Here is a 24485-nt window from a genome sequence, read left to right as displayed (position 1 = left end):
TTTGCGTCATGATAAAACGTCGGGCATATTTATTTATATTGCTATTTGCTGCTTTTTTTAAGGCAGAAGCGCAAACGGCCGACCTGCGTTTGCTGCAAAGCATTAACGGCCCTGCAGCAACTGCTGACCACGCTTGGGCGAATGTATCAAAAGTGACAGGCGTGGTAAGTATGTTAGCCCCTGTAACCATGTTAACTGTGGGCCTGGCTAATAATGATAAGGAACTTACTGTAAAAGCCTTTGAAACAGCGGGTGCCGTAATAATTGCCAAAGGCTTGGCTTAGGGCATGAAACAGCTTATTAAACGCCCACGGCCCTATGACGCCTATCCCAACTTTATTTTTCAAAAGGGGGATGCCTCAGGTTATTCTTTACCCTCGGGGCATACTTCGGTGGCATTTGCTACGGCAACTTCCCTGAGTTTATCGTTTCCTAAATGGTACGTTATAGTGCCAGCATTTACTTACGCAGGTGCGGTAGGTATGCGCGCATGTATTTGGGCGTACATTATCCCACTGATGTTTTGGCAGGCGCGGCTACGGGTGCTGCCTCGGCATTTATTAGCCGGGAGTTTCAAAAGTTATTGAACAAAAAATATCACTATCATTAATAATCCCAAATGCCTACAGAATGTGTCCAGTTTATCTCCAACATCATTAATTAACCTTGTTAAAAAAACAAACGATGAAGAAATTAATTTTTACCATTGCTGCGATCTGTGGGATACAGGGCGGCAGCATTTTAGTAGCACAAGACATTAAAAGCAGCAAGGTGCCTGCTGCAGTAACTGCCGCTTTAATGAAAAAATATCCGGTGGCAACTAAGATCACCTGGGAAAAAGAAAAAGGCAATTACGAAGGCAACTGGGGCGGTAAAAGCGGCGAAGATATGTCGGTGACATTTACACCGGCAGGCGCGTTTGTTGAGCAGGTAGAGGCTATAAAAACAAGCGCATTACCCGCTACTGTAACCAAATACCTGCAGGCTCATTACAAAGGTGTTAAAGTAGACGAAGCCGGCAAAGCAACTGCAGCAAATGGCACTATAACCTATGAAGCGATAGTTAAGCACAAAGAAGTTGTGTTTGATGCACAAGGCAACTTTTTAAAGGTTGAATAAATTAACCCCTATTATCATAAAAACCCGCAAAACTTTGCGGGTTTTTTTATTGCCATTCAGTATAAATCAAATTAATCCAAAGTTGTCCGTTAAGTTTGCGGTATGAATAACACTATTTTTAAAACACCTTTAATAATTTCGTTATTAATTTTCCTTATCAATATTGTTAATGCACAATCAAAGATCAATGGTAAAATAACTGGCAAGGTAACAGACTCGCTTACCAAGACACCTGTCGATTTTGCTACTATTAGCGTCTTTAAACAAGGCGAAACGGTCCCTTTTAACGGCGCGAGTGCCGATGCTAAAGGAAATTTTTCGGTAACCAATATCCCAGCAGGTACCTACCGTATCGCGATAGATTTTCTTGGCTATAAACGTACAACCATTAATCGAGTAACTATCAGCGCTTCGGTGACGGCAGCAGCTCTTGGCAATATTTTACTATCTCCATCGCAAACCCAACTTAATAACGTGGTCGTTACCGGGAAAGCCCCGATAGTTGAAAACAAAATAGATAAACTTGTATATAATGCCGCTAACGATCTTACGTCGCAAGGTGGCGTTGCATTGGATGTTTTGAAAAAAGTGCCTATGGTATCGGTAGATATTGATGGTAATGTCGAACTGCAGGGCGGCCCCAGCATCCGCTTCTTGATAAACGGCAAACCGTCGACAGTTTTTGGGGCAAGTCTGGCCGATGCCCTTCAATCTATCCCGGCAAGCCAGATCAAAAATATCGAGGTAATAACCAGTCCCGGCGCTAAATATGACGCCGCGGGTACCGGTGGTATTATTAATATAGTTTTAAAAGATAGTAAAGTACAAGGCTTTAATGGCAGTGCCAATATTTCAGCAGGGACCCGGTTAGAAAACGAATCGCTCAACCTTAACGCTCGTAAGGGTAATATAGGTATTAATGTTTACATAAGCGGTAACAAACAGCGGCATACCATTGGCAAAAATAATTCGCAGCGTACCTCTTACAACAACAACCGCGACACCATCACAGAATTTTTGCAGGATGGCAGCAATGGATTTGAACGTAGCGGCTACCAAACGGGGCTGAGTTTCAATTGGGCTATTACCAAAAAAGATGAGATCACTGCTTCAATAGGCTATGAAAACTCACGCAATTTAAACGACGGGATTAATAACCAGGACTTGAGCCAGCTTAACCTGTCAAATGCTTTACTCTCATCAATAAAAGGCTTGCGTAACTCAAACAGCAACTCGCATGACCATACTACCGATATCAATTTCGAATACAAAAAGACATTCAATAAAGACGGGCAGGAATTAAGCATACAGTATAATTCAAGCCTTGGTAATAATAAACTGGATGCCTTTCAGCAGCAAAATTATTTTACAGGCGGCTACAAACCATCAGGCACTCAAAGCTATAATCAGGGTGATGAAAATGAAACTAATATCTCTATAGATTACGCCCATCCAGTAACAGAAAGCTTTTTAATTGAGGGAGGTGCTAAAACCGTTATTGAAACTTTAAACAGCAATACACTAACAGATACTTTATTGACCAATGGCGCCTATGGGCGCAATGCTAACCAAACTTATGGCTTTAATTATAGCCGTAATGTATACGCCGCCTATCTGTCTGCGTCGGCAGATCTTTTTAACGATTTTCTCTCGCTAAAAGCAGGCTTGAGGTATGAACGTACAATTACCAAGGTTGATTTTGCGGGTACTAACATCCCCGCGTATAATATTTTCGCTCCATCTATCACCTTATTACATAAAATAGATAAGAGCCAATCCATAAAAACAAGCTACAGCTACCGTATTGAACGGCCGGACTATGGCGAGGTTAACCCATTTTATAATATCAGCGACCCGCGCAACGTCAGCACCGGTAACCCCAATTTAAAGCCCGAGCTTGGCTATAATTATGAGTTGGGTTATAATAAGAATTTCGAAAATGGCGGCAACATATACATTGGCGCCAACGTAAGGCACAACACGGACGATATACAATCATACACCACATTTTACCAGGTACTGCAAATAAACGGTACCACATATACCAATGTCTCTTTAAATCAACGGGCTAATATTGGCTCGCAAACATCTGTAGGGCTAAATGCATTTGGTTCTGTGCCGATAACCAGTATGCTAACCATGCGCAGTAATTTACAGGCAGGCAGCCGCAGTAATAGCAATCCGGGCCTGCCAACTGTTACTGCTTTTGCTTACCGTGTAAACATGAACCTTACTTACGATTTTGGGCATGGCATGGCCGCTGAAGTATTCGGTAATTATAACTCAAAGCAGAAAAACATACAGGGTACGAGGCCGGCGCAAGGCTCCTGTAATTTTGCTATCCGCAAGCAATTGTTGAACAAAAAGGCCAGTATAGGGTTAACCGCTACTAATCCGTTTAGCCAATATATTGATCAGCGCAACACAACCTATGGAAGCAATTTTAACCAAACTAATTTAAGGCAGGTGCCTTACCGCTCGTTCGGTATTAGTTTAAGTTACAAGTTTGGAAAACTTGAATTTAAAAAGGATAAAGAAGACAATAACAATTTTCAACAGGTATTGCCTGATCAGGGAAATTGATAACGCGATAGCAATTTCTCTAGAATTACATAGTAATAGCAGGTTATGGCCGGGGGAAATATTGGCGGCTCAGAACGGCAAAATGATTTTGCTAACTTGCCTGACTATTACCAAACGTTCGTTAGAAATTATGACCAGGCCCTTGGTAGGGTTGTAAGCCTTGACCCTGATACCGAAGTGGCAGAATCGCTGTCTGGTTATCATTATGCGGGTAACAACTGATAATGGGTTAGGTAATTGATCCTTCTATTTTCAGCACAAAAGCGCTTTTTCCCGTTTCTTTTTCCGGTAAGGTTACTTTCAAACCAGTGGCGGTTTGGTCAAAAACAAGATTGTCTGAATTGCCCAGCAACTTAACCCTTTCAACCTTCCCCGACACATTGCTTCTTAATGTTTTTATTAGTGCCGTTTGGCCGGCCGGCCAACCAAGTAATGTAGCGTACAAGGTTTTTCCTTTGGTAACAAAACGTATGTCTTCCCCGGTAAACGGTTTGCCCTTACCTTCGTTAAAGCCTTGAGCGCTTAATGGCGCTACCGATTCCATTGCAGGGCCTTCGCCAAATGTTTTCCAAGGCCGGGTGCTGTAAATACTTTCGCTATTAATTTTCATCCATGCAGCTATTTCCTCAACCACCGCCCGTTCTTTATCATCGACCGTACCGTCGCCCCGCACCGGAATATTGAGCATCAGGTTGCCATTTTTACTTACTACATCTATAAGTGTATGTATCACTGTTTTTGCGCTTTTATACTGGTTGCGATCATAAATGCGACGGTCATAGTGCCAGCCGCCAATACAGGTGTCGGTTTGCCAGGGTTGCGCCTCTATCTGGTTGCTTTGGCCGCGCTCAATGTCCCATACCATGCATTTGCGTTGCTGCTCATCTAATATTTTACCAAAGATGACGGCTTCCAATTTGCCATGTTTTTTAATGTTTGTGTTGTACAAACGCGCGGCAATATGTAGGCCGACATCGCTTGCCGGCCACAATGGTAGTGCGGTGTCATCATAATATATCACTTCCGGCCCATATTTATCAATCAGATCAATGGTGCGCTTGTAAAAGTTTTCGCAATATTCTTTTGATGGTGGTGTTACACCGTTACCCCAATTCCATTGACGGTGGATCATGCCATTGTCCTGACTCTTTTCACTCAAGAGGTGGTTCTGCGCATACAATTCCTGCGGGTTCTCGCCGTTCCACCACTTACCAGCACCTTCAGCCTTGGTAACTTTGCCATCGTAAGGAATGCCTGCCATTGGGCCGTTTTTGTCTGCGCGTTGGGCCGTCTCTAGCCAGCTCCAGGCATGGGCGGCATGTACACTTACGCCAAACTTTAACTCATGGTGTTTTGCGGCCTTAGCCCAACCGCTAACCAAGTCTTTTTTTGGCCCCATCCGGGTGGAGTTCCATTTTTGATATCTGCTGTTATACAGATCAAAATTGTCATGGTGATTTGCCAGGGCCATAAAATATTTGGCACCCGCTTTTTTATAAAGTCCAACCAACTCTTCGGGGTTCCAGTTTTCTGCTTTCCACTCATGGATAACATCTTTAAATCCAAATTTTGAGGGGTGACCGTATTTTTGTACATGATATTTATACTGCGAACTCCCCTCCATATACATCTCTCGCGCATACCAATCGCCATACTCTGGCTGGCATTGGGGGCCCCAGTGCGCCCACATGCCAAATTTGGCATCGCGGAACCAATCCGGAACCTTGTATTGCGTTAAAGAATCCCAGGTGGGTTTAAAAGGGCCGGAGACGTATGGCGCTTTCAAGAGTTTGCCGGCATAACTACTCGAAAGGCATAAAGATGACAGGCCGGCAGCCATTCCCTTAAGTAAGGTTCTTCTTTCCATAATTTAATCAATTAAGGTAAAATCAGGCAGGTTTATCTTTTTACCCCCATCCATTGCCGACTCATGGGCTAAAATACCTACACACGTGATGTTAGCGGATTGCCTCGCATTTGGAAAAGGCTGACGTGTATTAACCAGCGCCTGTACAAACTCATTAACCAAATGCGGGTGCGAACCACCGTGGCCAGATCCCTGTATGAATGACAAATGCTGGTTGCTATTGGCATCGTAAACGCCACCCGTTGTAAATGCCTGGATCTCGGCAGGTAACAGGTGCGCATAATCCGGGATAGTTACCTTTTCAGGGGTTTCGCCGGTGTGGATAACAGATTGCTCATGTTCAACCAGCGTCCACTCAAATGTTTTCTTTGATCCGTACACATCAAAGCTTTCGCGGTATTGGCGTGCAGTATTAAACAGCGACCGGGTAACTTCGGCGGATAAGTCTGAATTTGCAAACTTGATATGGCAGCTTTCCACTGCAAATGGCGATCCGTATTTTGCTATCAATGGCTCATCAATACGGCCCGATCCGAAACAAGACACGTACTCGGCATCGGCCTTAGCCAAAGCCAGCACAGGGCCTACGCAATGGGTGGCATAATGCATGGGTGGCAAACCTTCCCAATATCCCGGCCAGCCAGCCATTTCCTGCTGGTGCGACGCACGCAGGAATTGTAACTTACCCAGTTCGCCATTTTCGTACCGTTCCTTCACAAATAAAAACTCGCGGCTGTATATCACCGTTTCCATCATCATGTAGGTAAGGCCGGTTTCTTTAACTGCTTCTACTATTTGACGGCACTCTTCAACAGTGGTGGCCATGGGCACAGTGCAGGCAACATGTTTGCCGGCACGCAGCGCTTTTATAGATTGCTCTGCATGGCTTTGTATAGGTGTGTTGATATGCACAGCGTCCACTTCAGGGTCGCGCAGCAACTCATCATAATCTGTATATCGTTTAGCTATGCCAAAAGCATCGCCAACCTGGTGCAGTTTGGTATGATCGCGTTGGCAAATAGCATACATATTTGCGTTGGGATGATGCTGGTAAATGGGTATAAACTCGGCCCCAAAACCTAAACCCACAATGGCGATATTTATCTTTTTATTTTCCATGTTCTTACTGATGTATTGAGCTTATTGTGCCCATTGTTTTAAAAATGCTAAACCTTCGGATGCAAACTTGTCCTGGCTTTGTGCCAGCGGGTGCCAAATGCAAACAGCCTGCGCCAGTTCTTTATTATCGGGCGTAAAACTCTCTATAGATACTGTGCCTGTATAATTGATGGCTTCTAACCCGCGGCGATAGGCGGCCCAATTTGTTTGGCCGGTGCCGGGTGTACCGCGATAATTTTCTGCAACCTGAACGTGGATCAATTTATCGCCGGCCAGTTTTATGGCGGCCTCAATATCAGGTTCTTCAATATTCATGTGGAAACCATCCAGTATGATCTTAGCGGCCGGGTGATCAATTTCGTCCACCATCCGTACAACATCCCAAGCCGTATTTACCAGGTCAGATTCAAACCTGTTTAAAGGTTCTAAGGCTATCTCTAAGCCACGTTCGGCAGCCATGATGCAAACTTTACGCAAGTTGGTTACTGCCAGGTTCCACTCCGCTTTACGTTGATCGGGTGGCAGCATACGCGCTTTGCCAACTGCCGAGTACATTGGCCCTGCAAAGAATTTAATATCCCATAAAACACATAGATCCAAGCAATCCGCTATGTATTTAAAGCAGATATCGTGTATGGCAGGGTCCTCATTGGTCAAATCGCGGGTTGGGCCAAAGGCACCGCAAATAATGGCCTTGAGCTTGTATTTGGCTAACGCTAATTTCACCGCTTGCCCGTCTATCAAAGACGGATCCTCGACCGCAATTTCCACGGTGTCGAACCCCATTTGGGCAATTTTTGGAAACAGCTCTGCTATTGACGATGTTTGAAATGGCGAGGTAAAGAGCCAGGTGCTTACACCGAATTTTATTTTTAATGACATATATTTCGTTTAGTAGGGGGTAGACGCTGGTTCGGTTTCTTTAGTAAGCAACACGGCTTTATAACCACCCTTTGATCTGAAATACAAGATGAGCAGGATAAAGCTTACCAGCATAATAAGCGGAAAGGCGACAATGTATCGTAATGCCTCTTTCTTTGCCGCATCGCGGATGGTGGTTACGGTTAATTGCTGCTGAGGATCGGCACTGGATAGTTTGGTTTGGTCGAGCGCTTTATAGTTGCCAAACAGGCTGGTTTTTTGTTCGGTAATATAAGTGCTGTGAATAGCAGTGTTGTTTTGGGCATCATAGGCAGAAACTTTTTGATCTACAGATTTATCCTGAATAAAGCCGAGTATACCCGCGCCGATAACCCCGGCGGCTATCATACCCAAGCCACCTGTAATATTTAGCGTAAGTGCGCCGCCTTTTGGAAAACGCTCTGATACCATGCCCAGCATAGCCGGCCAAAAAAAGGACTTACCCAAACCATACACGGTAGCCGCCAACAAAATCATTGATCCGGATGAGAACGACATCATATATAAACCTACCGCGGCAACACCCGAGCAGATAGCCAGTAAACCCGGCGATGAAAATTTATGCGATATTGGCCCGGCGAAAAACCGCAGGCCAAACATAATAGCAGATGTATACACCAATACCCAACCCGCCTGGAAACCTATTTTGTTCATTTCGGGGGTCATTAGGTCGGTTATCCAACTGTCTGTACCCAGTTCCGTTGTGGCAAGCGGGATCATGATCAGCAGTAGTACAATAAACAACGGCTGCCCGAAACTGCGGGTGTAATATCCAAACCCGGCGGTAATTATTAGGGTTATGGCGACGTTAGCGGTGGTGCTCCAGCCAAATACAGCGCCTAATTGAAAAATGATTAACGCCACAATTATCAAGGCACCTCCAGCACCAACTTCCTGCAACATCTCTTTATAGGATACGCCGGCCTGCACCCTTTCATTCAATGGGAATTTGCGCGAGATCATCATTAAGGCGTAGGTAATGGTTGGGATTAATATCAACGCTATTTTGTATTCCCAACGGGTGTCAACACCCAATAACAAGGCCATTATTCCTCCTAAAACCAAGCCACCAGCCCAGCCTGCATGTAAAATACTTAGCCACTTGATTTTTTGTTTAGGGAACATGGTAGCTACCACCGGGTTTGCTACCGCTTCAACAGTGCCGTTACCCAGGGCGCAAATAAACGAACCGATGTAAAGCATCCAGTAGCCACTGGCAAAAATGGTAAGCACAGCCGATGTGAGGTGGCAAATTACCGCAAAGATCATGGCAGTTTTGTAGCCTATCTTGTCTATCACCAAACTAAACAACACAATGCTTATGGCAAATGGCCATAAACCTACGCCTGCAATTTCGCCCAATTGGGTTTGCGTGAGGTTGAAGTCATGACCCCACTGCGGCAGAATTAACGCGCGTAAAATAAAACCGAACGCTGTTGTTACCAGGGATATAAAACAGGCATAAAATAATTTCATGTCTGGTGCGGTGCCGTTTGCTGTTGTGCTCATAATTTTGGTTTAATATTATTTAACAACCTTCATTATACCGTTCATAATGCGCCAGTGACCGGGGAATGAGCAGATAAACGGATAATCGCCTGTATCAGCCGGAACCCTGAATTTAAGTTTTACGGTTTCTTGCGGATTAATAAGCCTGGTGCCAGCTAATACCTCGGGCATTTTTGGTATGTAGTTTTGATCGATGCCTTTTGGGTCCTGCGCTAGTTTGTCCGCAGCGGCGCCCACTTTCTCAAGGCTGCCTTTTTGCAGCACCAGCAGGTTATGCTGCATAAAATCCGGATTAAAAAGCTCAACTTCAACCATACTGCCGGCTTTTACAGTGAAGGTTTTGGTGTCAAATTTCATGGCGTTTTGCACTACCGTTATTTTAACCGTTTGGTCAACTCTTGCGCGTGATATGTTTGCCTTTTCCATAGCCGCCAGGTTTGCGGCTTTAGTTTCCTCGCCATAACCTTTTTGGTGGGTGGCCATTGCAATAGGTATAGCACGCTTTATCCAGTAATCGTTAGCGTTTTGGGCCACTTTTTGTGCCGAGGCAAGAAAACTACCCATATCTGCAGATGCAGGCATATCAGCAATAGCTAAGAAAGCCGCCAGCCGAGTATTTAGGTTGATATCATTAAGCAACCCCGTTTGTTGAATTGCCGCCATTGACCGTGGGGTTAACGGTAAAACCTGCAACGCGGCCTTGCGTACTCCTGCGGATGGATGCTTCAACGCCTCCTCGGCAACGGTTAATGCTTCTGCATTTGTGCCGTTTAATAGTCCTAATCCATTAAGCGTCCATAAAGCATGGATGGCGGGGGCGTTAATACCAATTGCATCGATAGACCGGTTACGAACTAAGCCGAATAGTTGCTGAGCAAGTTGTGTATAACCACCCTCCACTATCAGACGCTGCGCAGTTGTGCGCCAAAACATATTATCGCTTTGCAGGCCGGCTATTAGTTGTTCAGGCTGGTTTTTATCCAGTTTGGTTATGGTTGATGGTTTTGCACCATTATAAACAATGCGGTAAATACGGCCATGTGTTCTGTCTCGCAGCGGATTGATATAGGCGTTGCCTTTGCCGTTTTGAAAGCCTCTGGGAGTTGGATTGTGCTGGATGATAAAGTTATACCAGTCGCTCACCCAAACCGCGCCATCCGGGCCAACTTCGGCTTGTACCGGGCCCATCCATTCATCGGCACTGGCTAAAAAGTTCCACCCGTCTTTTTCTTTAAAACCAGAGCCGTCAGGCTCTAAAATAGCGCGATGTATGACACGGCCGGTTGGTTCGTTCACAAAACCTACTTTGTTCCAATACTCTTCAGGGAAGTTGCGGGCGGTATATAAGTTATGTCCTGCAGCGGCGGTAAAGCCATTAAATACATCAACCTGACGCAAATTTTTGGTAACCACATGCATGCCATAATGGCCTTCAATTTTTTTAACTGACTCCATGCCCGGCATTGCCAGCCTTTGTAAATAGGGTAGTGGTATGCCTAAATAATCGCTATGCGAGTTATTAGCAGTAGATACAAATACATCGTTATTTTCAGAGAAACCAAGCCCCCAGGTATTGTTACTGGTAGAGCCTAAATGCTCCATCTTTTTTCCGTCGGGCGTAAAGTGGTAAACAGCCTGGTTAAAGTTGAATCTTTGATCGCCGACTCTTCCGTTGAAGCCAGAGTAACCAACGGTTCCCCAGATTTTGTTGTCTAACCCGTATTTTAAGTTTGATGGGCCGGCATGGGTATCGAACGTACCCCAGCCGCTGATCAGCTTTTCGCGAATATCTGCTTTATCGTCGCCATTGGTGTCTTTTAAAAATAACAGATCAGGTGCTTGCGAAATGATAACACCGCCACGGGCAAAAACAATGCTGGTTGGGATATTTAAGTGCTCGGCAAAAATAGTGAACTTATCGGCCTTGCCATCGCCATTGGTGTCTTCGCAAATTTTAATGCGGTCTAAGCCTTCGCCTTTATCTTCTCTAACTGTGTTGGGGTAGTCAATGGTTTCTAAAACCCAAAGTCTTCCTTTTTCATCCCAGGCCATGGCAATTGGTTTTTCAATATCAGGCTCAGCTGCAAATAGCTGCATGTTAAAGCCCACGGGAATCTGTGTGAGTAATTGTGATTCGGCAGTCGATAATGGTGCCTGCAACTTGGGTATGGGGTTTCGGTTCTCATAATTAGGTATCTCCGCAACGGTATAAGCCGGATCGGGTTTGAGTAATTTAGTTAGATCTTTTTCGGCTTTTTTGCCGATAGCCCATCTAACGCCATTCTCTAGTAGCTTTAAAAACTCAGGATTCTTCCACGTGCGCTCGTCGTGCCCATAAGCGGTGTAAAAAACACGGCCCTTGCCATAAGTATTGTTCCAGGTGTACGGTTCATGATGGTCACCTTCAATACGCTCGGTTAGTACATGTATTTCTTTGTTGATCTTGGTGTGCACATAGGTTTCATCCCAGGTGTTAAAGGGGATAACATCTTTCATGATGGGATGCTTTTTATCGGTCACAACCATATCAAAAGTGCCGGTTTTATGGGTGCTGAACTGGCCCCCAATTAATTTTACGACCTCGTCAGAATTGCGGAAGCAGAATGATGCGCAGTGCACCGGGATAAAGCCTTTGCCGCCTTTAACAAATTGAAGCAAAGCCTGCGCTTGCGATTTTGAAATGGTATCGTAATTGGCGTAAAGCATCAGGCCATCATATTTTGATAGTACGGCATCATTCAAATCATCAGGATTAGTTGTATAGGTTATATTAATCCCCTTTTTGAAAAATGCTTGCTGTACAATCTCAGCCAGTTTATCAGACTGGTGATGCGCGGCTGTATGCCCCATAAATAAAATTTCTAACCGGCGGGGTTGCGCGCTTTTGTAAAAGGTGCCTTTAATATTCACAAGGGCCACAATGCACATTGTAGCCAGGACTATATATTTTTTCATGAAAATTATTTAAACAGGTTTATACTATCCAATGGATTGGGTATAGACAAATATGGCTATCAAATCCTTTCCTTTTTTATCAATATCCGACTGTATTTTGTCATTATTTCATTAAGTTTATATTTTTTGATGCAAATAATAACTTAATGAAAGCCGCCATACACAAATCTTCTATCCCCGAATCGCAGATCTTTATGATCAAGTATCTGGAAGATCAATATTTCGATCCGGTCTGGCACTCGCATTCAGAGTATCAACTTTTTGTACCACTAGAGGGTACGGGAACAAGATTTATTGGTGACAGCATTAAAGCCTTTGGCCCTAACGAATTGATTTTAACAGGCTCAAACTTGCCACACCTTTGGCGCAGCGATGACGCTTATTTTGAAAAAAACAGCCAGTTAAAGGTCAGCGGGATTGTGGTTTATCTACAAGAAAGCTTATTGGGTGAACACCTGATGGGTAAAGAGGAGTTGGTACAGCTGTGCAAGCTTTTTAAAAGATCGCAACGCGGATTAGAGTTTTATGGCGATGTAAAACAGAAAGTGGTTAAACTGATGTATGAGTTGATGCAGCTAAACGGGTTAGAAGCGGTGATCCATTTACTAAGGATCCTCCAATTATTGACCACCACGAAAGATTATCACTGTATATCGCATAACGAGTACATAGACCCTTTCAGGAAAGATCAGACTGACCGCATGAGCAGCGTTTACGAATACATCCTAAAAAATTATCGTAAAAAGATCCACTTGAATGAACTTGCCGATTTGTTGTGCATGACCCCAAGCTCCTTTAGCCGATATTTCGCAACGGTAAATAACAAAGGGTTTGCCAAATTCATCAGCGAATTAAGGATTAAGCATGCCTGCAAATTGCTGACCGAAACAGATCTTAGCGTAGCTGTGATATCCGAAAAATCGGGGTTTAAGACGTTGTCGAACTTTAACAAACAGTTCAAAGACGAAATGAAAAAGAAACCGTCGGATTATAAAAAGGAGTTTTTGGGTATATAATAAAGTCGAATATCTTCGATTTGATTATAGTTATATGCTATCAACTAGTTCACCCGGTGGTCGCCAATAGTTGTTAATTCTGACGGCCCCTGTAGTTATTCCTTCTCAAACCGCCCCGTCTTTTTACTTAACACGATCTTATAAAGGATTAATTCGATAGTGTCACCCACATTGCTTGCATCGCCGGTAAACCCGTGCGAGGGTTGAGCATCCTCGCCTCGCATTAAGGGCATTACTTTGTTAATGATCTTTTGCATTACATCCTGTTTCTCTATCATGTCTGTAATTTCCTCAAATCTTCCCCAGGCAATTACACTTTCCCAATTGGTTAAATTAGTTATAGCATCTGCCTGAAAACATACCTCAGGATTTTTACGCATGATATCTATTTTCATTCCCTCGGCCGAGTGGGTGTAAATGTTTACACCATCATAGGCATAATTTACGGGGACAATATAAGTAACACCATCCGCGTGGCAGCCAATACGGCCAATTGGCAGATCGTTTAATAAGTCGTCTATTTGTGTTTCGCTTAACGTTCCTAACATGTATCAAATCTCTTTAATAACAATGCCAGGCTGGTGACGGCAAACACTATTTATAGTGATGGATATCATTCTTTTACACGCTATGTATAAGCAGCTTTGTAAGAACTGTAAGCCAATTTAGGTAAGCAGTATTACCGCGTTTATGATTGATAATAATTATACAACTGCCGACGAAGCGGTAAAGTGCATTAAGCCCGGAAACCGGGTGTTTATTCACGGCAGCGCGGCTACCCCCGTTTGCCTGGTAAGAGCCATGCAAAAAAGGCATCATGAATTGTATGATGTTGAGCTGGTTAGTATTACAACTTTGGGGGAGGTCAATTTTAACAGACCGGAACATAGAAAATCATTTTACTTTAATTCGCTGTTTGTATCGGCAGCAACAAGGGCCGTCGCCAATAGCGAGGACGGCGATTATGTGCCGATATTTTTAAGCCAGATCCCGCAGCTATTTCGCAGAAATATTTTAACTATAGATGTCGCGCTCATACAGGTTTCGCCGCCGGACGCTCATGGTTATTGTTCGTTGGGGACATCGGTTGATGTGGCGCGAGCCGCAGTCCAAATGGCTAAACATATTATAGCACAGGTTAACCCACTGATGCCGCGCACTCACGGGGATGGCTATGTGCATATCAGCCAAATTAACGCATTGGTTTGGCATAGCGCCGAATTGCCGGAGGTTGATTATTCTACCGATGTTAGTGATGCTGTTAAAAAGATTGGCTACAATGTAGCCTCGCTGATAGAGGATGGCGCAACACTGCAATTAGGAATTGGCAGCATACCAGACCAGGTATTGTTTAATTTAACTACACACAAAAACCTGGGACTGCATACCGAAATGTTTTCGGACGGTGTTATGCCGCTGATTGAAAGGGGCATCATTAACAATAGCCAAAAGAAATTAAATACCGGGCATTCGGTAACCTCCTTTATTACCGGCACCCGGAAGCTATATGATTTTGTTAACGACAATCCAGGCATACGGGTAATGGATATTAGCTATGTAAATGATACCAGCATTATTCGCCAAAACCCAAAAGTAGCAGCCATTAACAGCGCTATCGAAATTGACCTTACCGGGCAAATCTGTTCTGATTCTATAGGCACCTATCAATACTCAGGCATAGGCGGGCAGATGGACTTTATACATGGTGCGTCGCTGTCAGAAGGTGGCAAGCCTATCATTGCTCTACCATCGCAAACTAATAAAGGCATAAGCCGGATAGTTCCCTTTTTAAAAGAGGGGGCCGGTGTGGTAACTACCCGGGGGCACGTACATTGGGTGGTAACCGAGTATGGCATGGTAGATCTGTTTGGTAAAAGCTTAAAGCAAAGGGCACAGGCTCTGATAGAAATTGCACACCCAAATCATCGCGAAATGCTTGAAAACTCCTTTTTTAGAAGGTTTGAGAAAGCATAAGTACAAAACAAACAATCATGAAAACTTTTCTTTTCCCCACCGATTTTTCAGAGAATGCAACGCATGCTTTAGATTATGGCTATTCCCTGGCTAAACAGGTTAAAGCAAATGTGATTATCTGTAATGCTACAACCCTGCTGGCAGAAATGCCACAGGCGGGGTTTGTTACTTTCCCGGCAGAAGTAGCAGAAAACCTTTTAAACGATAGCGAAAAGGAACTTGCGCGGATTAAATGCGACTTGCAAAAAGATGAAAAAGATACGAGCTTTAACCCTGTCATCACTTCCGTAAATACGGCCGCAACCGTAATTGGACTAACCAATCATTTAAGCAATTACCATGATATTGGCCTGGTTATTATTGGCACACATGGCAGTAGCGGTTTAAGTACGTTGTTGTTAGGCAACCACAGCCGCGAGATGATAGATGAGATAAGCAGGCCTTTATTGCTTGTTCCACCGGCAGCTAATATAGCACCGATAAAAAAGATAGCTTTTGCAACGGATTTTAAGAACCCGGCCGAAGACCTGGAATGCATTTATAAACTGATAGAATTGGCTCGGCCCCTACATGCTGAAATATTAATTACCAATATTTTAACTGACGATCAGCATGACCCCAAAAGCTTAACAGATGAACTATCAAACAAGGCTAATTACCCTTTGATTTACTACCGGGTAGTAAAAGCCCGTACACCCATAGCAGGTTTAGATTGGCTATGCGAGCATGGACATATAGATATACTGGCCATGGTACACCGCAGTCATAATTTTATTGATAGCATGTTTAGAGGCAGCCAGACCCAGAAGATGGCCAAACATATACCTATTCCATTATTGGTTTTTCCGTCAAATGACTAAAGTCACTTTTTAGGTGATATTAGTCATTCTTTAAGAGCGTCATGTATAGCACCTTTGAAGTATAAGAACAATCAAAATGGAAACCGCAATACACACCCACAGCCTTCAGTTGGGTAGCAATGCTACTCACAGAAACCCGGCACATCTATGGAATAAAATACTAGCAAACGTTGATGCCCAGGCCGATAGTATAACCGCCTGGTTCCTGGTATCATTGGTCTTTCAGGGTGTGTTATTTTTGCCGATACCGGCCGTGCTGATGTATTATTATCACGCGCCTATAATCGTATTACCCATTACCCTGGGTTTGTACCTGGCAAATATCATTGCCGGCATGGGCGGCTCAGGTATTAGAACCATTGCCGGCCTTATAGTTTTTAGTGTAGTGGCTAATTTAATAATGCTTGCAATCTTTATATTATAGTAATTCCCTTCCCCCTTTAATTTAAAAGAACCGCCCGATTAACTCGTAGCGGTTTTTTTATGAACTCTGCAGCCGTTAGCACAAATACAGGCTTGGCCTACACACTTGTTTTGCTCCCACTGGTCAAGGTTTTTGACGGTTTGTGTTGCTATATCCTGCAGTTGCATATAGTCAGGCACATTGGCTAATTTGATGCCGTAGCCGGCTGCAGCTTGCTGGTCTATATGAGCATACCCGGTGGACCGGGTGGTGATATATTTAACGCCTAAGTCGGCTAACTTTTCTATTACCGCTGCCGACACATCGTCGCTGGTAAAGACGATGATAGCCTGTTTCCCCGAGGCGAAGGCGACGGTGTCCAAACTAAGCGAATTAAAGATCAATGTGATGTCATGTTTTTTCTGATTGGCTTTCGCCAGGAATTCCTTCTCGTAAGGTTTTACGCTATATGCTACAACTTTCATCCTGCAATAGTAACCCTAAGCGCGATGCTAGGCCATGAGCGCGGTCAAACAGAAAAATGATTTTTGTCAATTTTTCATTTTCGTCAGGCGAGACAGGTCGCGGATGGTGATAGTGCTTCCCTTTTTGTCTATTAGCGCCTCCTCCTTAAAATCAGACAAAGTGCGGCTTACCGTTTCGGTAGCCATCGCTGCCATTGCTGCAAGGTCTTCGCGGGCTATTTTAAAAGTATCACTACCTGCCTGGCGTTGTAAGCGCAACAGCGCTTCGGCCATTTTTTTCCGGACAGAATGATAAGCCATTTGCAAAAGCTGTTCTTCTTTTTCGCGTATATCATTTGCTAAAAGCTTGATAAATTCGCGCGCTATTTCGGGGTATAGGTTTAACAGGTCATCCAGTTGTTCTTTGGGGATCAGGCACAGCATGCTATCCTCTAATGCCGTTGCGGTGTCTGCGTAAGCATCGCCCGACAACATGGCGTTAATACCCAGGTAATCATCGGCCGAATAAATGCCGGTCATCAATTCACGGCCATCCTCGGCCAGCTTAATGGCCTTTACTTTGCCGTTTAATAACACGTATAAACCGTTACCCTTATCGCCCTCGTAATAAATAACCTGGTTCTTTTTAAATAAACGGGCCTTGCGCTCGTCAATTATTTTTTTCAGGGCGGCAAGTCCGTCCTTTTGAGCTACCAAAGTATTTAAGCGGTCTAACGATTTACTGTAATAGGCTTGCTGGCCCTCCTTTTTTTTCAGGCGGCTCTCAATAGCACTTAATAGTTCCATGTCATCAAAAGGCTTGGTCAGGTAATCATCGGCCCCCATTTCCATTCCCTTGCGGCGGTCAAAGTGCTCTGCCTTGGCGGTTAAAAAAATGAATGGTACAGCAATGGTTTCCGGGCGTTTAGACAGCAGGTATAATACACCATAGCCATCCATCTCCGGCATCATAATATCGCAAAGGATGATGTCTGGCACATCCTGAAACGCAAGTTCGACGCCCGTTTTTCCGTTATTGGCAGATGTAACGGTATAGCCGGCAAGCTCTAATATTTCTATTACGTTTTCGCGGATATCGTCGTTATCCTCTATGATCAGTACTTTTTTACTCATGGCATTTGGAAAGTTATAATAAATAAGGTGCCTTTGTTAACCTCGCTTTTAAAATCAATTTTTTCGTTCATCAGGCTGGTGTAACGGGCAACTATGTTTAGCCCCAATCCCGTACCCGGGATAGTCCCGGTGTTGTGCGCTCTGAAAAAAGCTTCAAATAAATGTTTTTGGTCTGCCTCTGGTATGCCAATACCATTATCGCTAATGGTGATGATGCATTCCTGTTTATTAATCTCGGTGGTAAAGCCAATAAAAGAATTTTCGCCCGAGTATTTGATGGCGTTATTGATGAGGTTGACGATGCAGTTTTTCAGTAAATTATGATCAAGGCTGACTAAACTTTGGGTGCCGGTATGCTGATAAATTATATTTTGGTTTTGTTTGGCCAATCCCTGCATTTCTTCGGTAATGGTTTCGGCAAATTGCACCAGGTTAAACTCATGATAGGTGGGTTCCTCTTTACCCGATTCCAATTTTTCTAAGGATAAGAAATCATTCAGTATCGAAGTTAGATTACCTACCGCCCCTTTTATCTTGCCGACATGTTTAACAATATTTGGGCTATTAAACTGCTCGGCATATTTTTCTATTAATGAAGCCGATAGCTGAACTGACGTTAAGGGCGTACGAAACTCGTGCGAGGCGATTGATACAAAGCGGCTTTTTAACAGGCCGAGCTCTTTTTCTTTTTCAAGCGATAAGCTCAATTCTTCTTTAGTAAGTTGCAGCTTTTCAACAGTGGCATTTAAAGATTTAGTTCGCTCAGTAACCAATTCTTCTAAATGGGCAGCGTATTCTTTTAATTTATCCTCCGCTTCTTTTTCGCGGGTAAGGTCATGGATAAATCCGGTATAAATTTTTCGCCCGGAGTATTGCACCTCGCTAATGCCTAACCTGAAGGGAAACAATGTTCCGTCTTTCTTTTGACCAACAACTTCGCGCCCTACGCCAATGATATGTGCGCGCCCGGTTTGCTGGTACCGGCTCAGGTATTCATCATGTTGTTCCTTGTCAGGCGGCGGCATTAATATCGAAACATTTTTACCTATCGCCTCTTCAGGCGCGTAGCCAAAAAGCAAGCATGCCGATGGATTGATGCTTTCAATTTTTCCACGCTCATCAATGGTAATAATACCATCTATGGCATTTTGAATGATAGCAATCAGCAGCGCGGCATTTTCCATGTTTCAAATATCAACATTGAAAGATGGTAATAGATGATCTGTTTCAAGAGAAAAAGTGACGGTGGTCACTTTTTTATAAATATTGATGATGCTTATCATTATATAGGCTGATGCTAGTCACCGTGCAGCGCTTTTTTAAGCCGCAGCTTTACCGCTATGAAAACCATATTAATGTTAACAGATTTTTCTATCAATGCGGGGTATGTGGCGCAATATGCATTGGCATTGGCACAAAAAATTGAGGCCAATTTATTGGTTTGTAATATTTATCAGGCCGGGGCGCTTGAAGAAAGGGCTGTGGGAGAACACTTACCCATATGCCTTGAGGAGCAGAATAGCATTTATGATATTGATGCGGTAATAGCGCATTTAACAGCGAGGTTAGACGAAGACGATCAGAAAGAAGCTTTCAGGCCTGTAATTACCCAATGCAGCGAAGAGGGTTTGCCCGGCGAAGAACTGGCGCACCTAATGTCGAAATATAACATTCAACTGGCGGTTATAAGCGCTCACAGCAAACATAACTTAAACGGTTATTTCGAAAAGGACCATGCCTGGGATATTGTAGAAAAAGCAAACTTCCCGGTTCTAGTTATCCCGTACCAGGCAAGGTTTGAGCCCTTTAAATTAATGGCTTTTGCTACGGTGATGAATTATACAGATATAACTGTACTTGAATCATTAACCGGTTTGGCCAAACACACCAACTCAGAGATATTGATCTCCAATATCGCTGCCCAACCCGAAGAGGACGACGACATCGAAAAATTCTTTAACCAAATTCCTTTTAAAATCACCTACCCTAAGATCCTCTATCATAATATTAAAGGCAGGGACGTCATCAGCAGCTTAAAACACTTATGCTCTTTTATAGATATTGACCTGCTTGTGATTGTGCACCGCCGCCGCAATTTGCTTCAAAAAATGTTCAGCACCAGTATAACACGTAAAATGATGAGCCGTCAGGAAAAGCCTTTGCTGGTATTTCCATGCGCAACCGTTACCGAATCACTTGTTGTTTTATAGTTAAAAATCTATTAGCGTAATTTATTGATTATCATCACTTTTTGCGTTAACACTCGTCACTATTCATCGCATGATGTAGCAATACATTTGACCTAAATCACACAACTATGAAACAGACAAACAATCCCCTTGCCGCTATCAGGTTTATTATAGCCGCAATCATTTTATTGGCCGCACCACAATTGGTAATGGCCCAGGTAACTTACAAACTTGCTGATGGCGCAGATACCTATTTAAAAGTGTCGGGCACATCAAACATTCACGATTGGACAATGACCTCATCATCGCTTGAAAGCCAGGGCACATTTGTAAAAGAGGGCGATGACCTGAGTGCTATTCGTGCCTTCACTTTTCAGTTCGCAATTAAAACGCTTAAAAGCGAACACTCATCTATGGATAGCCGAATGAATAAAGCGGTTAATGCCAGCAAATATCCTACAGTAAGTTACAAGCTTACATCAGTAACAGTTACCAACATCCTAAAAGGCAAATACCTTTTAAAGACCAAAGGCGACCTAACCTTTGCCGGCAATACACAAGCTATTAGTATGGATGTAACCGCTAAAGTAAACGCGGATAATACAATAACCTGCAGTGGCACTAAAAAAATACAGCTAACAGATTATGGTATTAAACCACCAAGTTATATGCTGGGCACCATGAAAGTGTATAATGATCTGACCATTCAATTTAATCTTATCTACAAAAAATAATCTGCTTCCCTCACTCTTTAAATAATACATCATGAAAACTAACTTTTACAAAATAATCGGCTTGTTATCTATAATAGGGCTAGGCCTTATTCCAATAGCAGCAAGCGCGCAAGAAGGACAAATACAATATTTTCGCCCCAATAACAAACAGGGTATAAATGTATTTGAAACCAGTAAAAAAGACACCGTTAAATTTACAGGACTGAAAGTAAAGGTTGGCGGGGGATTTACCCTGGCTTACCAAACTTTAAAAGCTTCAAACGCGGCCACACCGGTGGTAAAAACGGTTGGCACAGCAACAGGTAATGTAAATGCCATTACGCCCATATATAATGGCTTTAACCTGCCCATGGCTAATATGATATTTGATATCCAGTTAGCCGATGGTATCCGTTTAAACCTGACATCGTACTTGTCGTCAAGGCACCATGAAGATACCTGGGTAAAAGGTGGGTATTTGCAGATAGATAAATTAACGTTTCTGAAAAGCCCGCTAATTGATGATATCATGCAGAATGTAACGTTTGTAATTGGCCAGTCAGATATTGATTATGGCGATCAGCATTTCCGCAGATCAGATGGTGGTAATACCATTTACAATCCTTTTGTAGAAAATTATATTATGGACGAGTTTGCTACCGAAATTGGTATGCATGTTTACTATAAAAGCGAAAAAACCGGCCTTTTTGCAATGGGTGCAATTACAGACGGCGAACTGAATGCCGTTACCCTTGCCCCAACAAAAATTGACGCAAAAACAGGTGAAACCAACAAATATCCGCCGGCATTTTTAGGCAAACTAGGCTTCGACAAACAATTAAGCCCAGACTTTAGAGTGCGTGTATCAGGTTCATTTTACACGGTAAGCAGTGCTAACAGCAGCACCTTGTTTGGTGGCGACCGTACCGGTTCAAACTATTACAACGTAATGTCAAACCCAACAACTGCCGCGGGTACAACACTTAGCCAGGCGGTAGATTATAACGCCTTTTCGGGCAGATTTAACCCGGGCTTCAGTCAGGAAAACCACAGCTACATGGGCAACTTGTTCTTGAAATATAAAGGACTTGAGTTTTTTGGAACAGCCGAAACTGCAAAGGGCCGCACCATTACAGAAGTATCAACACGTGGTGCCAAACAATTTGCCGGCGATATCATCTACAGGTTCCCTGAAGATACAGAGAATTTCTGGATAGGCTACCGTTACAACACAGTGTCTGCCAAAATAGTAGGCAATACTACTGACGTTACCGTCAATCGTTCTGCGGCCTCTGCAGGTTGGTTTTTAACCAAAAACATCATGATGAAAGCCGAATATGTAAGCCAGCAATACAAAGACTACGACGCTACCAATATCCTAAGCGGCGGCAAATTTAGTGGCTTGGTAATGCAGGCAGCTATCTCATTTTAATACCCTTTAACAAGCCTCCTTTTAATTACCCTAAGGAGGCTTTTATACATACAAAAATGAAAAAGATACTTATCTCCGGATTAATCACAGGCTGCATCCTGTTTATAATAAGCTATGGCGGCTTGTACCTGGCTGTACGTTTTTTTCCATCGTTGTTTGCAGATTATAATAATCCCTTATTCAACTCGGACGGTAACAGGGATATGCTTTTTTACCTGCACGCTTTTATCTTCAGCTTAGCATTATCGTGGTTTTGGGACAGGTTTAAAAGCCTTTTTCACGGCGTATTTATGCTACGGGGATTAGAGTTTGGATTGGTATATGCAATTGTAGCATTATTACCCGTAATGTGGATCTCTTTCAGCGCGCTCGATGTTACCATAGTGATGGTAGCAAGCTGGTTTGGCTACGGATTGATACAGGCAACCATTGCCGGGATTGTGCTGGCTAAACTTAACCCTTAATAGCAGCGCCATGTTTTATTTAAATATACTTTGGCTGGGCCTGTTGCTATTGTGGCCACCACAAAAAGGGCGTTGGATAATTAACCAGAACAGCAACCTAAGCGTTAACGGTACCACCAATATCAACAAATTCACTTGCGACATCCCGTCTTACGGCCAAACAGATACGCTGATGATTAGCAAAGCAGCAGGCGATATCATGCTGTCCGGCATGATAGGGCTAAAGGTGTTGAGTTTTGACTGCCATAACAAAATGATGACGGCCGATTTACGCAAAACCTTAAAAGAAAAAGAATATCCGCTCCTTTACATCCGCTTTTTAACGTTAGATGGGGTTGGCGATTTAACCTTAAGCCCAAAGGCTATTAACGGGCTGGTCAACATCAAACTTGCCGGGATAACTAAAAGATTTGATGTTAACTACCAGGTATCTGTTGATGCAGATAATGTAATTCACTTACTGGGATCTAAGGAGATAAAGTTTTCAGATTTCAATTTAACACCCCCCCGCAAATTAGGCGGCATGATCAAAACAGACGATCAATTGTCCGTTACATTTCACCTTAAAATTAAATCGATATGATACCTAAAACCATGAAAGCCGCCGTTATCCGCGAATTTGGACAACCGCTGCAAATTGAAGAAATGCCGGTTAAAGAACCCGGCGAAAATCAAATATTGGTTAAAGTAATTGCCTGCGGCGTTTGCCATACTGACCTGCATGCTGTAACGGGCGATTGGCCGGTGCAGCCTAAAATGCCGCTTATCCCGGGGCATGAGGCTTTAGGCTATGTGGTGGCATTAGGGCGTGGTGTTAAAAATGTACACGAGGGAGATGTTGTTGGCGTGCCCTGGCTATATAGCGCCTGCGGTGGCTGCGAGTTTTGCATCACCGGGTGGGAAACACTTTGCGATACCCAACAAAATGGCGGCTACAGCGTAGACGGTGGATTTGCCGAATACGTGATTGCCGACTCGAGATACATAGCGCATTTCCCCCCAAACATTAATTTTACGCAAATGGCACCTATCATCTGTGCCGGTGTAACTGTTTATAAAGGACTAAAAGAAACCGAGGCTAAACCCGGCGAATGGGTAGCTATATCAGGCATTGGCGGTCTAGGCCACCTTGCCGTACAATATGCTAAAGCAATGGGTTTGCACGTTGCAGCTATTGATATATCAGACGATAAACTGGCCCTTGCCAAAAGGCTGGGAGCAGAACTTGTAGTAAACGCTAAAGAGCAAGACCCCGGCGAATTCCTGAAAAAGCAAACCGGTGGTATGCATGGAGTGTTGGTTACTGCGCCATCGCCCATAGCATTTAAACAAGGCTTATCGGCCCTACGGCGCAAAGGCACTATTGCGTTAAACGGTTTGCCAAAAGGTAGCTTTGACTTACCAATATTTGAAACCGTGTTAAATAGATATACTGTTCGAGGTTCGATAGTAGGTACCCGCAAAGACATGCAGGAAGCCATTGAATTTGCACTGGACGGTAAGGTAAAAGCAACAGTTCACCCCACCAAGTTAGAGGATATAAATGCTGTATTTGATGAAATGAAAAAAGGCGAGATAGAAGGGCGGGTAGTTTTAGAGATAGCAAAGCCGGAGCATTATCATCGGAGTTAAGTGACGGGGTTGGATGGATGGGTCGATCCGCTCCTCAACTCGCCAAACGTTCTATTTTTCATTTTCAATATACAATGAGCTATAGATTCAAATGGCAAAGACTACAAGGTCGCTTTAGGAAACTAAGGCGG

The 24485-nt window shown here is 43.6% G+C and carries 24 protein-coding genes; 15 read left to right on the top strand and 9 right to left on the bottom strand.

Annotation, left to right across the window (positions count from 1 at the left end; translation table 11 throughout):
• Positions 1 to 8: 8 nt before the first annotated feature.
• The 5 genes from ACFSYC_RS10990 (at position 9) to ACFSYC_RS10970 (ending at position 3924) form a co-directional block, all read left to right on the top strand.
• On the top strand, positions 9 to 284 hold the full coding sequence (locus tag ACFSYC_RS10990) for a hypothetical protein (protein ID WP_377127129.1): 276 nt from the start codon (positions 9 to 11) through the stop codon (positions 282 to 284).
• 3 nt (positions 285 to 287) lie between these two features.
• Positions 288 to 587 carry a phosphatase PAP2 family protein gene (locus ACFSYC_RS10985; RefSeq protein ID WP_377127126.1) on the top strand — a complete coding sequence of 100 codons (300 nt, stop codon included), beginning with the start codon at positions 288 to 290 and terminating at the stop codon, positions 585 to 587.
• Between the two features lie 97 nt (positions 588 to 684).
• The gene (locus ACFSYC_RS10980) at positions 685 to 1119 is read left to right on the top strand and encodes a hypothetical protein (protein ID WP_377127123.1); all 435 of its coding nucleotides are present in this window, start codon (positions 685 to 687) and stop codon (positions 1117 to 1119) included.
• Positions 1120 to 1221: 102 nt separating this feature from the next.
• The gene (locus tag ACFSYC_RS10975) at positions 1222 to 3702 is read left to right on the top strand and encodes a TonB-dependent receptor domain-containing protein (RefSeq protein ID WP_377127120.1); all 2481 of its coding nucleotides are present in this window, start codon (positions 1222 to 1224) and stop codon (positions 3700 to 3702) included.
• Between the two features lie 45 nt (positions 3703 to 3747).
• The gene (locus tag ACFSYC_RS10970; RefSeq protein ID WP_377127117.1) at positions 3748 to 3924 is read left to right on the top strand and encodes a hypothetical protein; all 177 of its coding nucleotides are present in this window, start codon (positions 3748 to 3750) and stop codon (positions 3922 to 3924) included.
• Between the two features lie 7 nt (positions 3925 to 3931).
• Here the strand turns inward: ACFSYC_RS10970 and ACFSYC_RS10965 are convergent, their stop codons facing one another.
• The 5 genes from ACFSYC_RS10965 to ACFSYC_RS10945 are packed head-to-tail and all read right to left on the bottom strand — an operon-like array spanning position 3932 to position 12073.
• Positions 3932 to 5569 carry an alpha-L-fucosidase gene (locus ACFSYC_RS10965; protein WP_377127114.1) on the bottom strand — a complete coding sequence of 546 codons (1638 nt, stop codon included), beginning with the start codon at positions 5567 to 5569 and terminating at the stop codon, positions 3932 to 3934.
• 3 nt (positions 5570 to 5572) lie between these two features.
• Complete coding sequence (locus ACFSYC_RS10960) at positions 5573 to 6688, bottom strand: Gfo/Idh/MocA family protein (RefSeq protein WP_377127111.1); 1116 nt, start codon at positions 6686 to 6688, stop codon at positions 5573 to 5575.
• A gap of 21 nt (positions 6689 to 6709) precedes the next feature.
• Positions 6710 to 7570, bottom strand: a complete 861-nt coding sequence (locus ACFSYC_RS10955; protein WP_377127108.1) for a sugar phosphate isomerase/epimerase family protein — start codon at positions 7568 to 7570, stop codon at positions 6710 to 6712.
• Positions 7571 to 7579: 9 nt separating this feature from the next.
• The gene (locus tag ACFSYC_RS10950) at positions 7580 to 9118 is read right to left on the bottom strand and encodes an MFS transporter (protein ID WP_377127105.1); all 1539 of its coding nucleotides are present in this window, start codon (positions 9116 to 9118) and stop codon (positions 7580 to 7582) included.
• A 15-nt stretch (positions 9119 to 9133) separates the two neighbouring features.
• Positions 9134 to 12073, bottom strand: a complete 2940-nt coding sequence (locus ACFSYC_RS10945; RefSeq protein ID WP_377127102.1) for a PVC-type heme-binding CxxCH protein — start codon at positions 12071 to 12073, stop codon at positions 9134 to 9136.
• 146 nt (positions 12074 to 12219) lie between these two features.
• On the opposite strand from ACFSYC_RS10945, the gene ACFSYC_RS10940 reads away from it, so the two are divergent.
• Entirely contained in the window at positions 12220 to 13089 is an 870-nt protein-coding gene (locus tag ACFSYC_RS10940; protein WP_377127100.1) for an AraC family transcriptional regulator, read from the top strand.
• Positions 13090 to 13184: 95 nt separating this feature from the next.
• Here ACFSYC_RS10940 and ACFSYC_RS10935 read toward each other — a convergent pair whose 3' ends face one another.
• On the bottom strand, positions 13185 to 13637 hold the full coding sequence (locus ACFSYC_RS10935) for a pyridoxamine 5'-phosphate oxidase family protein (RefSeq protein ID WP_377127097.1): 453 nt from the start codon (positions 13635 to 13637) through the stop codon (positions 13185 to 13187).
• 142 nt (positions 13638 to 13779) lie between these two features.
• Here ACFSYC_RS10935 and ACFSYC_RS10930 point away from each other — a divergent pair, with 142 nt between their 5' ends.
• The 3 genes from ACFSYC_RS10930 (at position 13780) to ACFSYC_RS10920 (ending at position 16347) form a co-directional block, all read left to right on the top strand.
• Positions 13780 to 15063 (top strand): acetyl-CoA hydrolase/transferase family protein, encoded by a 1284-nt coding sequence (locus ACFSYC_RS10930; RefSeq protein ID WP_377127094.1) that lies wholly within the window; start codon positions 13780 to 13782, stop codon positions 15061 to 15063.
• A 17-nt stretch (positions 15064 to 15080) separates the two neighbouring features.
• Positions 15081 to 15923: a universal stress protein gene (locus ACFSYC_RS10925; protein WP_377127091.1), complete on the top strand. Its 843-nt coding sequence runs from the start codon at positions 15081 to 15083 to the stop codon at positions 15921 to 15923.
• A gap of 76 nt (positions 15924 to 15999) precedes the next feature.
• On the top strand, positions 16000 to 16347 hold the full coding sequence (locus ACFSYC_RS10920; protein WP_377127088.1) for a hypothetical protein: 348 nt from the start codon (positions 16000 to 16002) through the stop codon (positions 16345 to 16347).
• A gap of 38 nt (positions 16348 to 16385) precedes the next feature.
• On the opposite strand, the gene ACFSYC_RS10915 is transcribed toward ACFSYC_RS10920, so the two are convergent.
• The 3 genes from ACFSYC_RS10915 to ACFSYC_RS10905 all read right to left on the bottom strand — a co-directional run bounded on the left by ACFSYC_RS10915 (position 16386) and on the right by ACFSYC_RS10905 (position 19108).
• Entirely contained in the window at positions 16386 to 16811 is a 426-nt protein-coding gene (locus ACFSYC_RS10915) for a lactate dehydrogenase (RefSeq protein WP_377127085.1), read from the bottom strand.
• A gap of 66 nt (positions 16812 to 16877) precedes the next feature.
• Positions 16878 to 17924: a response regulator gene (locus ACFSYC_RS10910; protein ID WP_377127082.1), complete on the bottom strand. Its 1047-nt coding sequence runs from the start codon at positions 17922 to 17924 to the stop codon at positions 16878 to 16880.
• Positions 17921 to 19108 (bottom strand): PAS domain-containing sensor histidine kinase, encoded by a 1188-nt coding sequence (locus ACFSYC_RS10905; RefSeq protein WP_377127079.1) that lies wholly within the window; start codon positions 19106 to 19108, stop codon positions 17921 to 17923. Before ACFSYC_RS10905 ends, ACFSYC_RS10910 begins: the two co-directional genes overlap by 4 nt.
• A 156-nt stretch (positions 19109 to 19264) precedes the next feature.
• Here ACFSYC_RS10905 and ACFSYC_RS10900 point away from each other — a divergent pair, with 156 nt between their 5' ends.
• The 6 genes from ACFSYC_RS10900 to adhP all read left to right on the top strand — a co-directional run bounded on the left by ACFSYC_RS10900 (position 19265) and on the right by adhP (position 24354).
• Positions 19265 to 20134, top strand: coding sequence for a universal stress protein (locus ACFSYC_RS10900; RefSeq protein ID WP_377127076.1), 870 nt, complete (start codon positions 19265 to 19267; stop codon positions 20132 to 20134).
• 107 nt (positions 20135 to 20241) lie between these two features.
• Entirely contained in the window at positions 20242 to 20847 is a 606-nt protein-coding gene (locus ACFSYC_RS10895; protein WP_377127073.1) for a YceI family protein, read from the top strand.
• Positions 20848 to 20878: 31 nt separating this feature from the next.
• A complete protein-coding gene (locus ACFSYC_RS10890; RefSeq protein ID WP_377127070.1) occupies positions 20879 to 22258 on the top strand; it encodes a hypothetical protein in 1380 nt (459 codons plus the stop codon).
• 56 nt (positions 22259 to 22314) lie between these two features.
• Positions 22315 to 22722: a hypothetical protein gene (locus ACFSYC_RS10885; protein ID WP_377127067.1), complete on the top strand. Its 408-nt coding sequence runs from the start codon at positions 22315 to 22317 to the stop codon at positions 22720 to 22722.
• A 10-nt stretch (positions 22723 to 22732) separates the two neighbouring features.
• On the top strand, positions 22733 to 23305 hold the full coding sequence (locus ACFSYC_RS10880) for a YceI family protein (protein ID WP_377127065.1): 573 nt from the start codon (positions 22733 to 22735) through the stop codon (positions 23303 to 23305).
• The gene (adhP, locus tag ACFSYC_RS10875) at positions 23302 to 24354 is read left to right on the top strand and encodes an alcohol dehydrogenase AdhP (RefSeq protein WP_377127062.1); all 1053 of its coding nucleotides are present in this window, start codon (positions 23302 to 23304) and stop codon (positions 24352 to 24354) included. The genes ACFSYC_RS10880 and adhP overlap by 4 nt, the downstream gene beginning before the upstream one ends.
• Positions 24355 to 24485: the final 131 nt, after the last annotated feature.

Origin of the sequence: Mucilaginibacter antarcticus, assembly GCF_042686155.1 — a bacterium.
GTDB classification, from domain to species: Bacteria; Bacteroidota; Bacteroidia; order Sphingobacteriales; family Sphingobacteriaceae; genus Mucilaginibacter; species Mucilaginibacter antarcticus.
Note: the sequence above shows the minus strand (reverse complement) of the source record. Positions and strands in the feature narration are given on the sequence as shown.

What these genes read in the sequence shown, in the direction of transcription:
- ACFSYC_RS10975 (WP_377127120.1), top strand. Translation starts at nt 1,222, where the DNA reads ATGAATAACACTATTTTTAAAACACCTTTAATAATTTCGTTATTAATT.
- ACFSYC_RS10965 (WP_377127114.1), bottom strand. Translation starts at nt 5,569, where the DNA reads ATGGAAAGAAGAACCTTACTTAAGGGAATGGCTGCCGGCCTGTCATCT.
- ACFSYC_RS10990 (WP_377127129.1), top strand. Translation starts at nt 9, where the DNA reads ATGATAAAACGTCGGGCATATTTATTTATATTGCTATTTGCTGCTTTT.
- ACFSYC_RS10930 (WP_377127094.1), top strand. Translation starts at nt 13,780, where the DNA reads ATGATTGATAATAATTATACAACTGCCGACGAAGCGGTAAAGTGCATT.
- ACFSYC_RS10950 (WP_377127105.1), bottom strand. Translation starts at nt 9,118, where the DNA reads ATGAGCACAACAGCAAACGGCACCGCACCAGACATGAAATTATTTTAT.
- ACFSYC_RS10960 (WP_377127111.1), bottom strand. Translation starts at nt 6,688, where the DNA reads ATGGAAAATAAAAAGATAAATATCGCCATTGTGGGTTTAGGTTTTGGG.
- ACFSYC_RS10880 (WP_377127065.1), top strand. Translation starts at nt 22,733, where the DNA reads ATGTTTTATTTAAATATACTTTGGCTGGGCCTGTTGCTATTGTGGCCA.
- ACFSYC_RS10915 (WP_377127085.1), bottom strand. Translation starts at nt 16,811, where the DNA reads ATGAAAGTTGTAGCATATAGCGTAAAACCTTACGAGAAGGAATTCCTG.
- ACFSYC_RS10895 (WP_377127073.1), top strand. Translation starts at nt 20,242, where the DNA reads ATGAAACAGACAAACAATCCCCTTGCCGCTATCAGGTTTATTATAGCC.
- ACFSYC_RS10955 (WP_377127108.1), bottom strand. Translation starts at nt 7,570, where the DNA reads ATGTCATTAAAAATAAAATTCGGTGTAAGCACCTGGCTCTTTACCTCG.
- ACFSYC_RS10945 (WP_377127102.1), bottom strand. Translation starts at nt 12,073, where the DNA reads ATGAAAAAATATATAGTCCTGGCTACAATGTGCATTGTGGCCCTTGTG.
- ACFSYC_RS10940 (WP_377127100.1), top strand. Translation starts at nt 12,220, where the DNA reads ATGAAAGCCGCCATACACAAATCTTCTATCCCCGAATCGCAGATCTTT.
- ACFSYC_RS10905 (WP_377127079.1), bottom strand. Translation starts at nt 19,108, where the DNA reads ATGGAAAATGCCGCGCTGCTGATTGCTATCATTCAAAATGCCATAGAT.
- ACFSYC_RS10980 (WP_377127123.1), top strand. Translation starts at nt 685, where the DNA reads ATGAAGAAATTAATTTTTACCATTGCTGCGATCTGTGGGATACAGGGC.
- ACFSYC_RS10910 (WP_377127082.1), bottom strand. Translation starts at nt 17,924, where the DNA reads ATGAGTAAAAAAGTACTGATCATAGAGGATAACGACGATATCCGCGAA.
- ACFSYC_RS10985 (WP_377127126.1), top strand. Translation starts at nt 288, where the DNA reads ATGAAACAGCTTATTAAACGCCCACGGCCCTATGACGCCTATCCCAAC.
- ACFSYC_RS10970 (WP_377127117.1), top strand. Translation starts at nt 3,748, where the DNA reads ATGGCCGGGGGAAATATTGGCGGCTCAGAACGGCAAAATGATTTTGCT.
- adhP (WP_377127062.1), top strand. Translation starts at nt 23,302, where the DNA reads ATGATACCTAAAACCATGAAAGCCGCCGTTATCCGCGAATTTGGACAA.
- ACFSYC_RS10935 (WP_377127097.1), bottom strand. Translation starts at nt 13,637, where the DNA reads ATGTTAGGAACGTTAAGCGAAACACAAATAGACGACTTATTAAACGAT.
- ACFSYC_RS10925 (WP_377127091.1), top strand. Translation starts at nt 15,081, where the DNA reads ATGAAAACTTTTCTTTTCCCCACCGATTTTTCAGAGAATGCAACGCAT.
- ACFSYC_RS10900 (WP_377127076.1), top strand. Translation starts at nt 19,265, where the DNA reads ATGAAAACCATATTAATGTTAACAGATTTTTCTATCAATGCGGGGTAT.
- ACFSYC_RS10920 (WP_377127088.1), top strand. Translation starts at nt 16,000, where the DNA reads ATGGAAACCGCAATACACACCCACAGCCTTCAGTTGGGTAGCAATGCT.
- ACFSYC_RS10890 (WP_377127070.1), top strand. Translation starts at nt 20,879, where the DNA reads ATGAAAACTAACTTTTACAAAATAATCGGCTTGTTATCTATAATAGGG.
- ACFSYC_RS10885 (WP_377127067.1), top strand. Translation starts at nt 22,315, where the DNA reads ATGAAAAAGATACTTATCTCCGGATTAATCACAGGCTGCATCCTGTTT.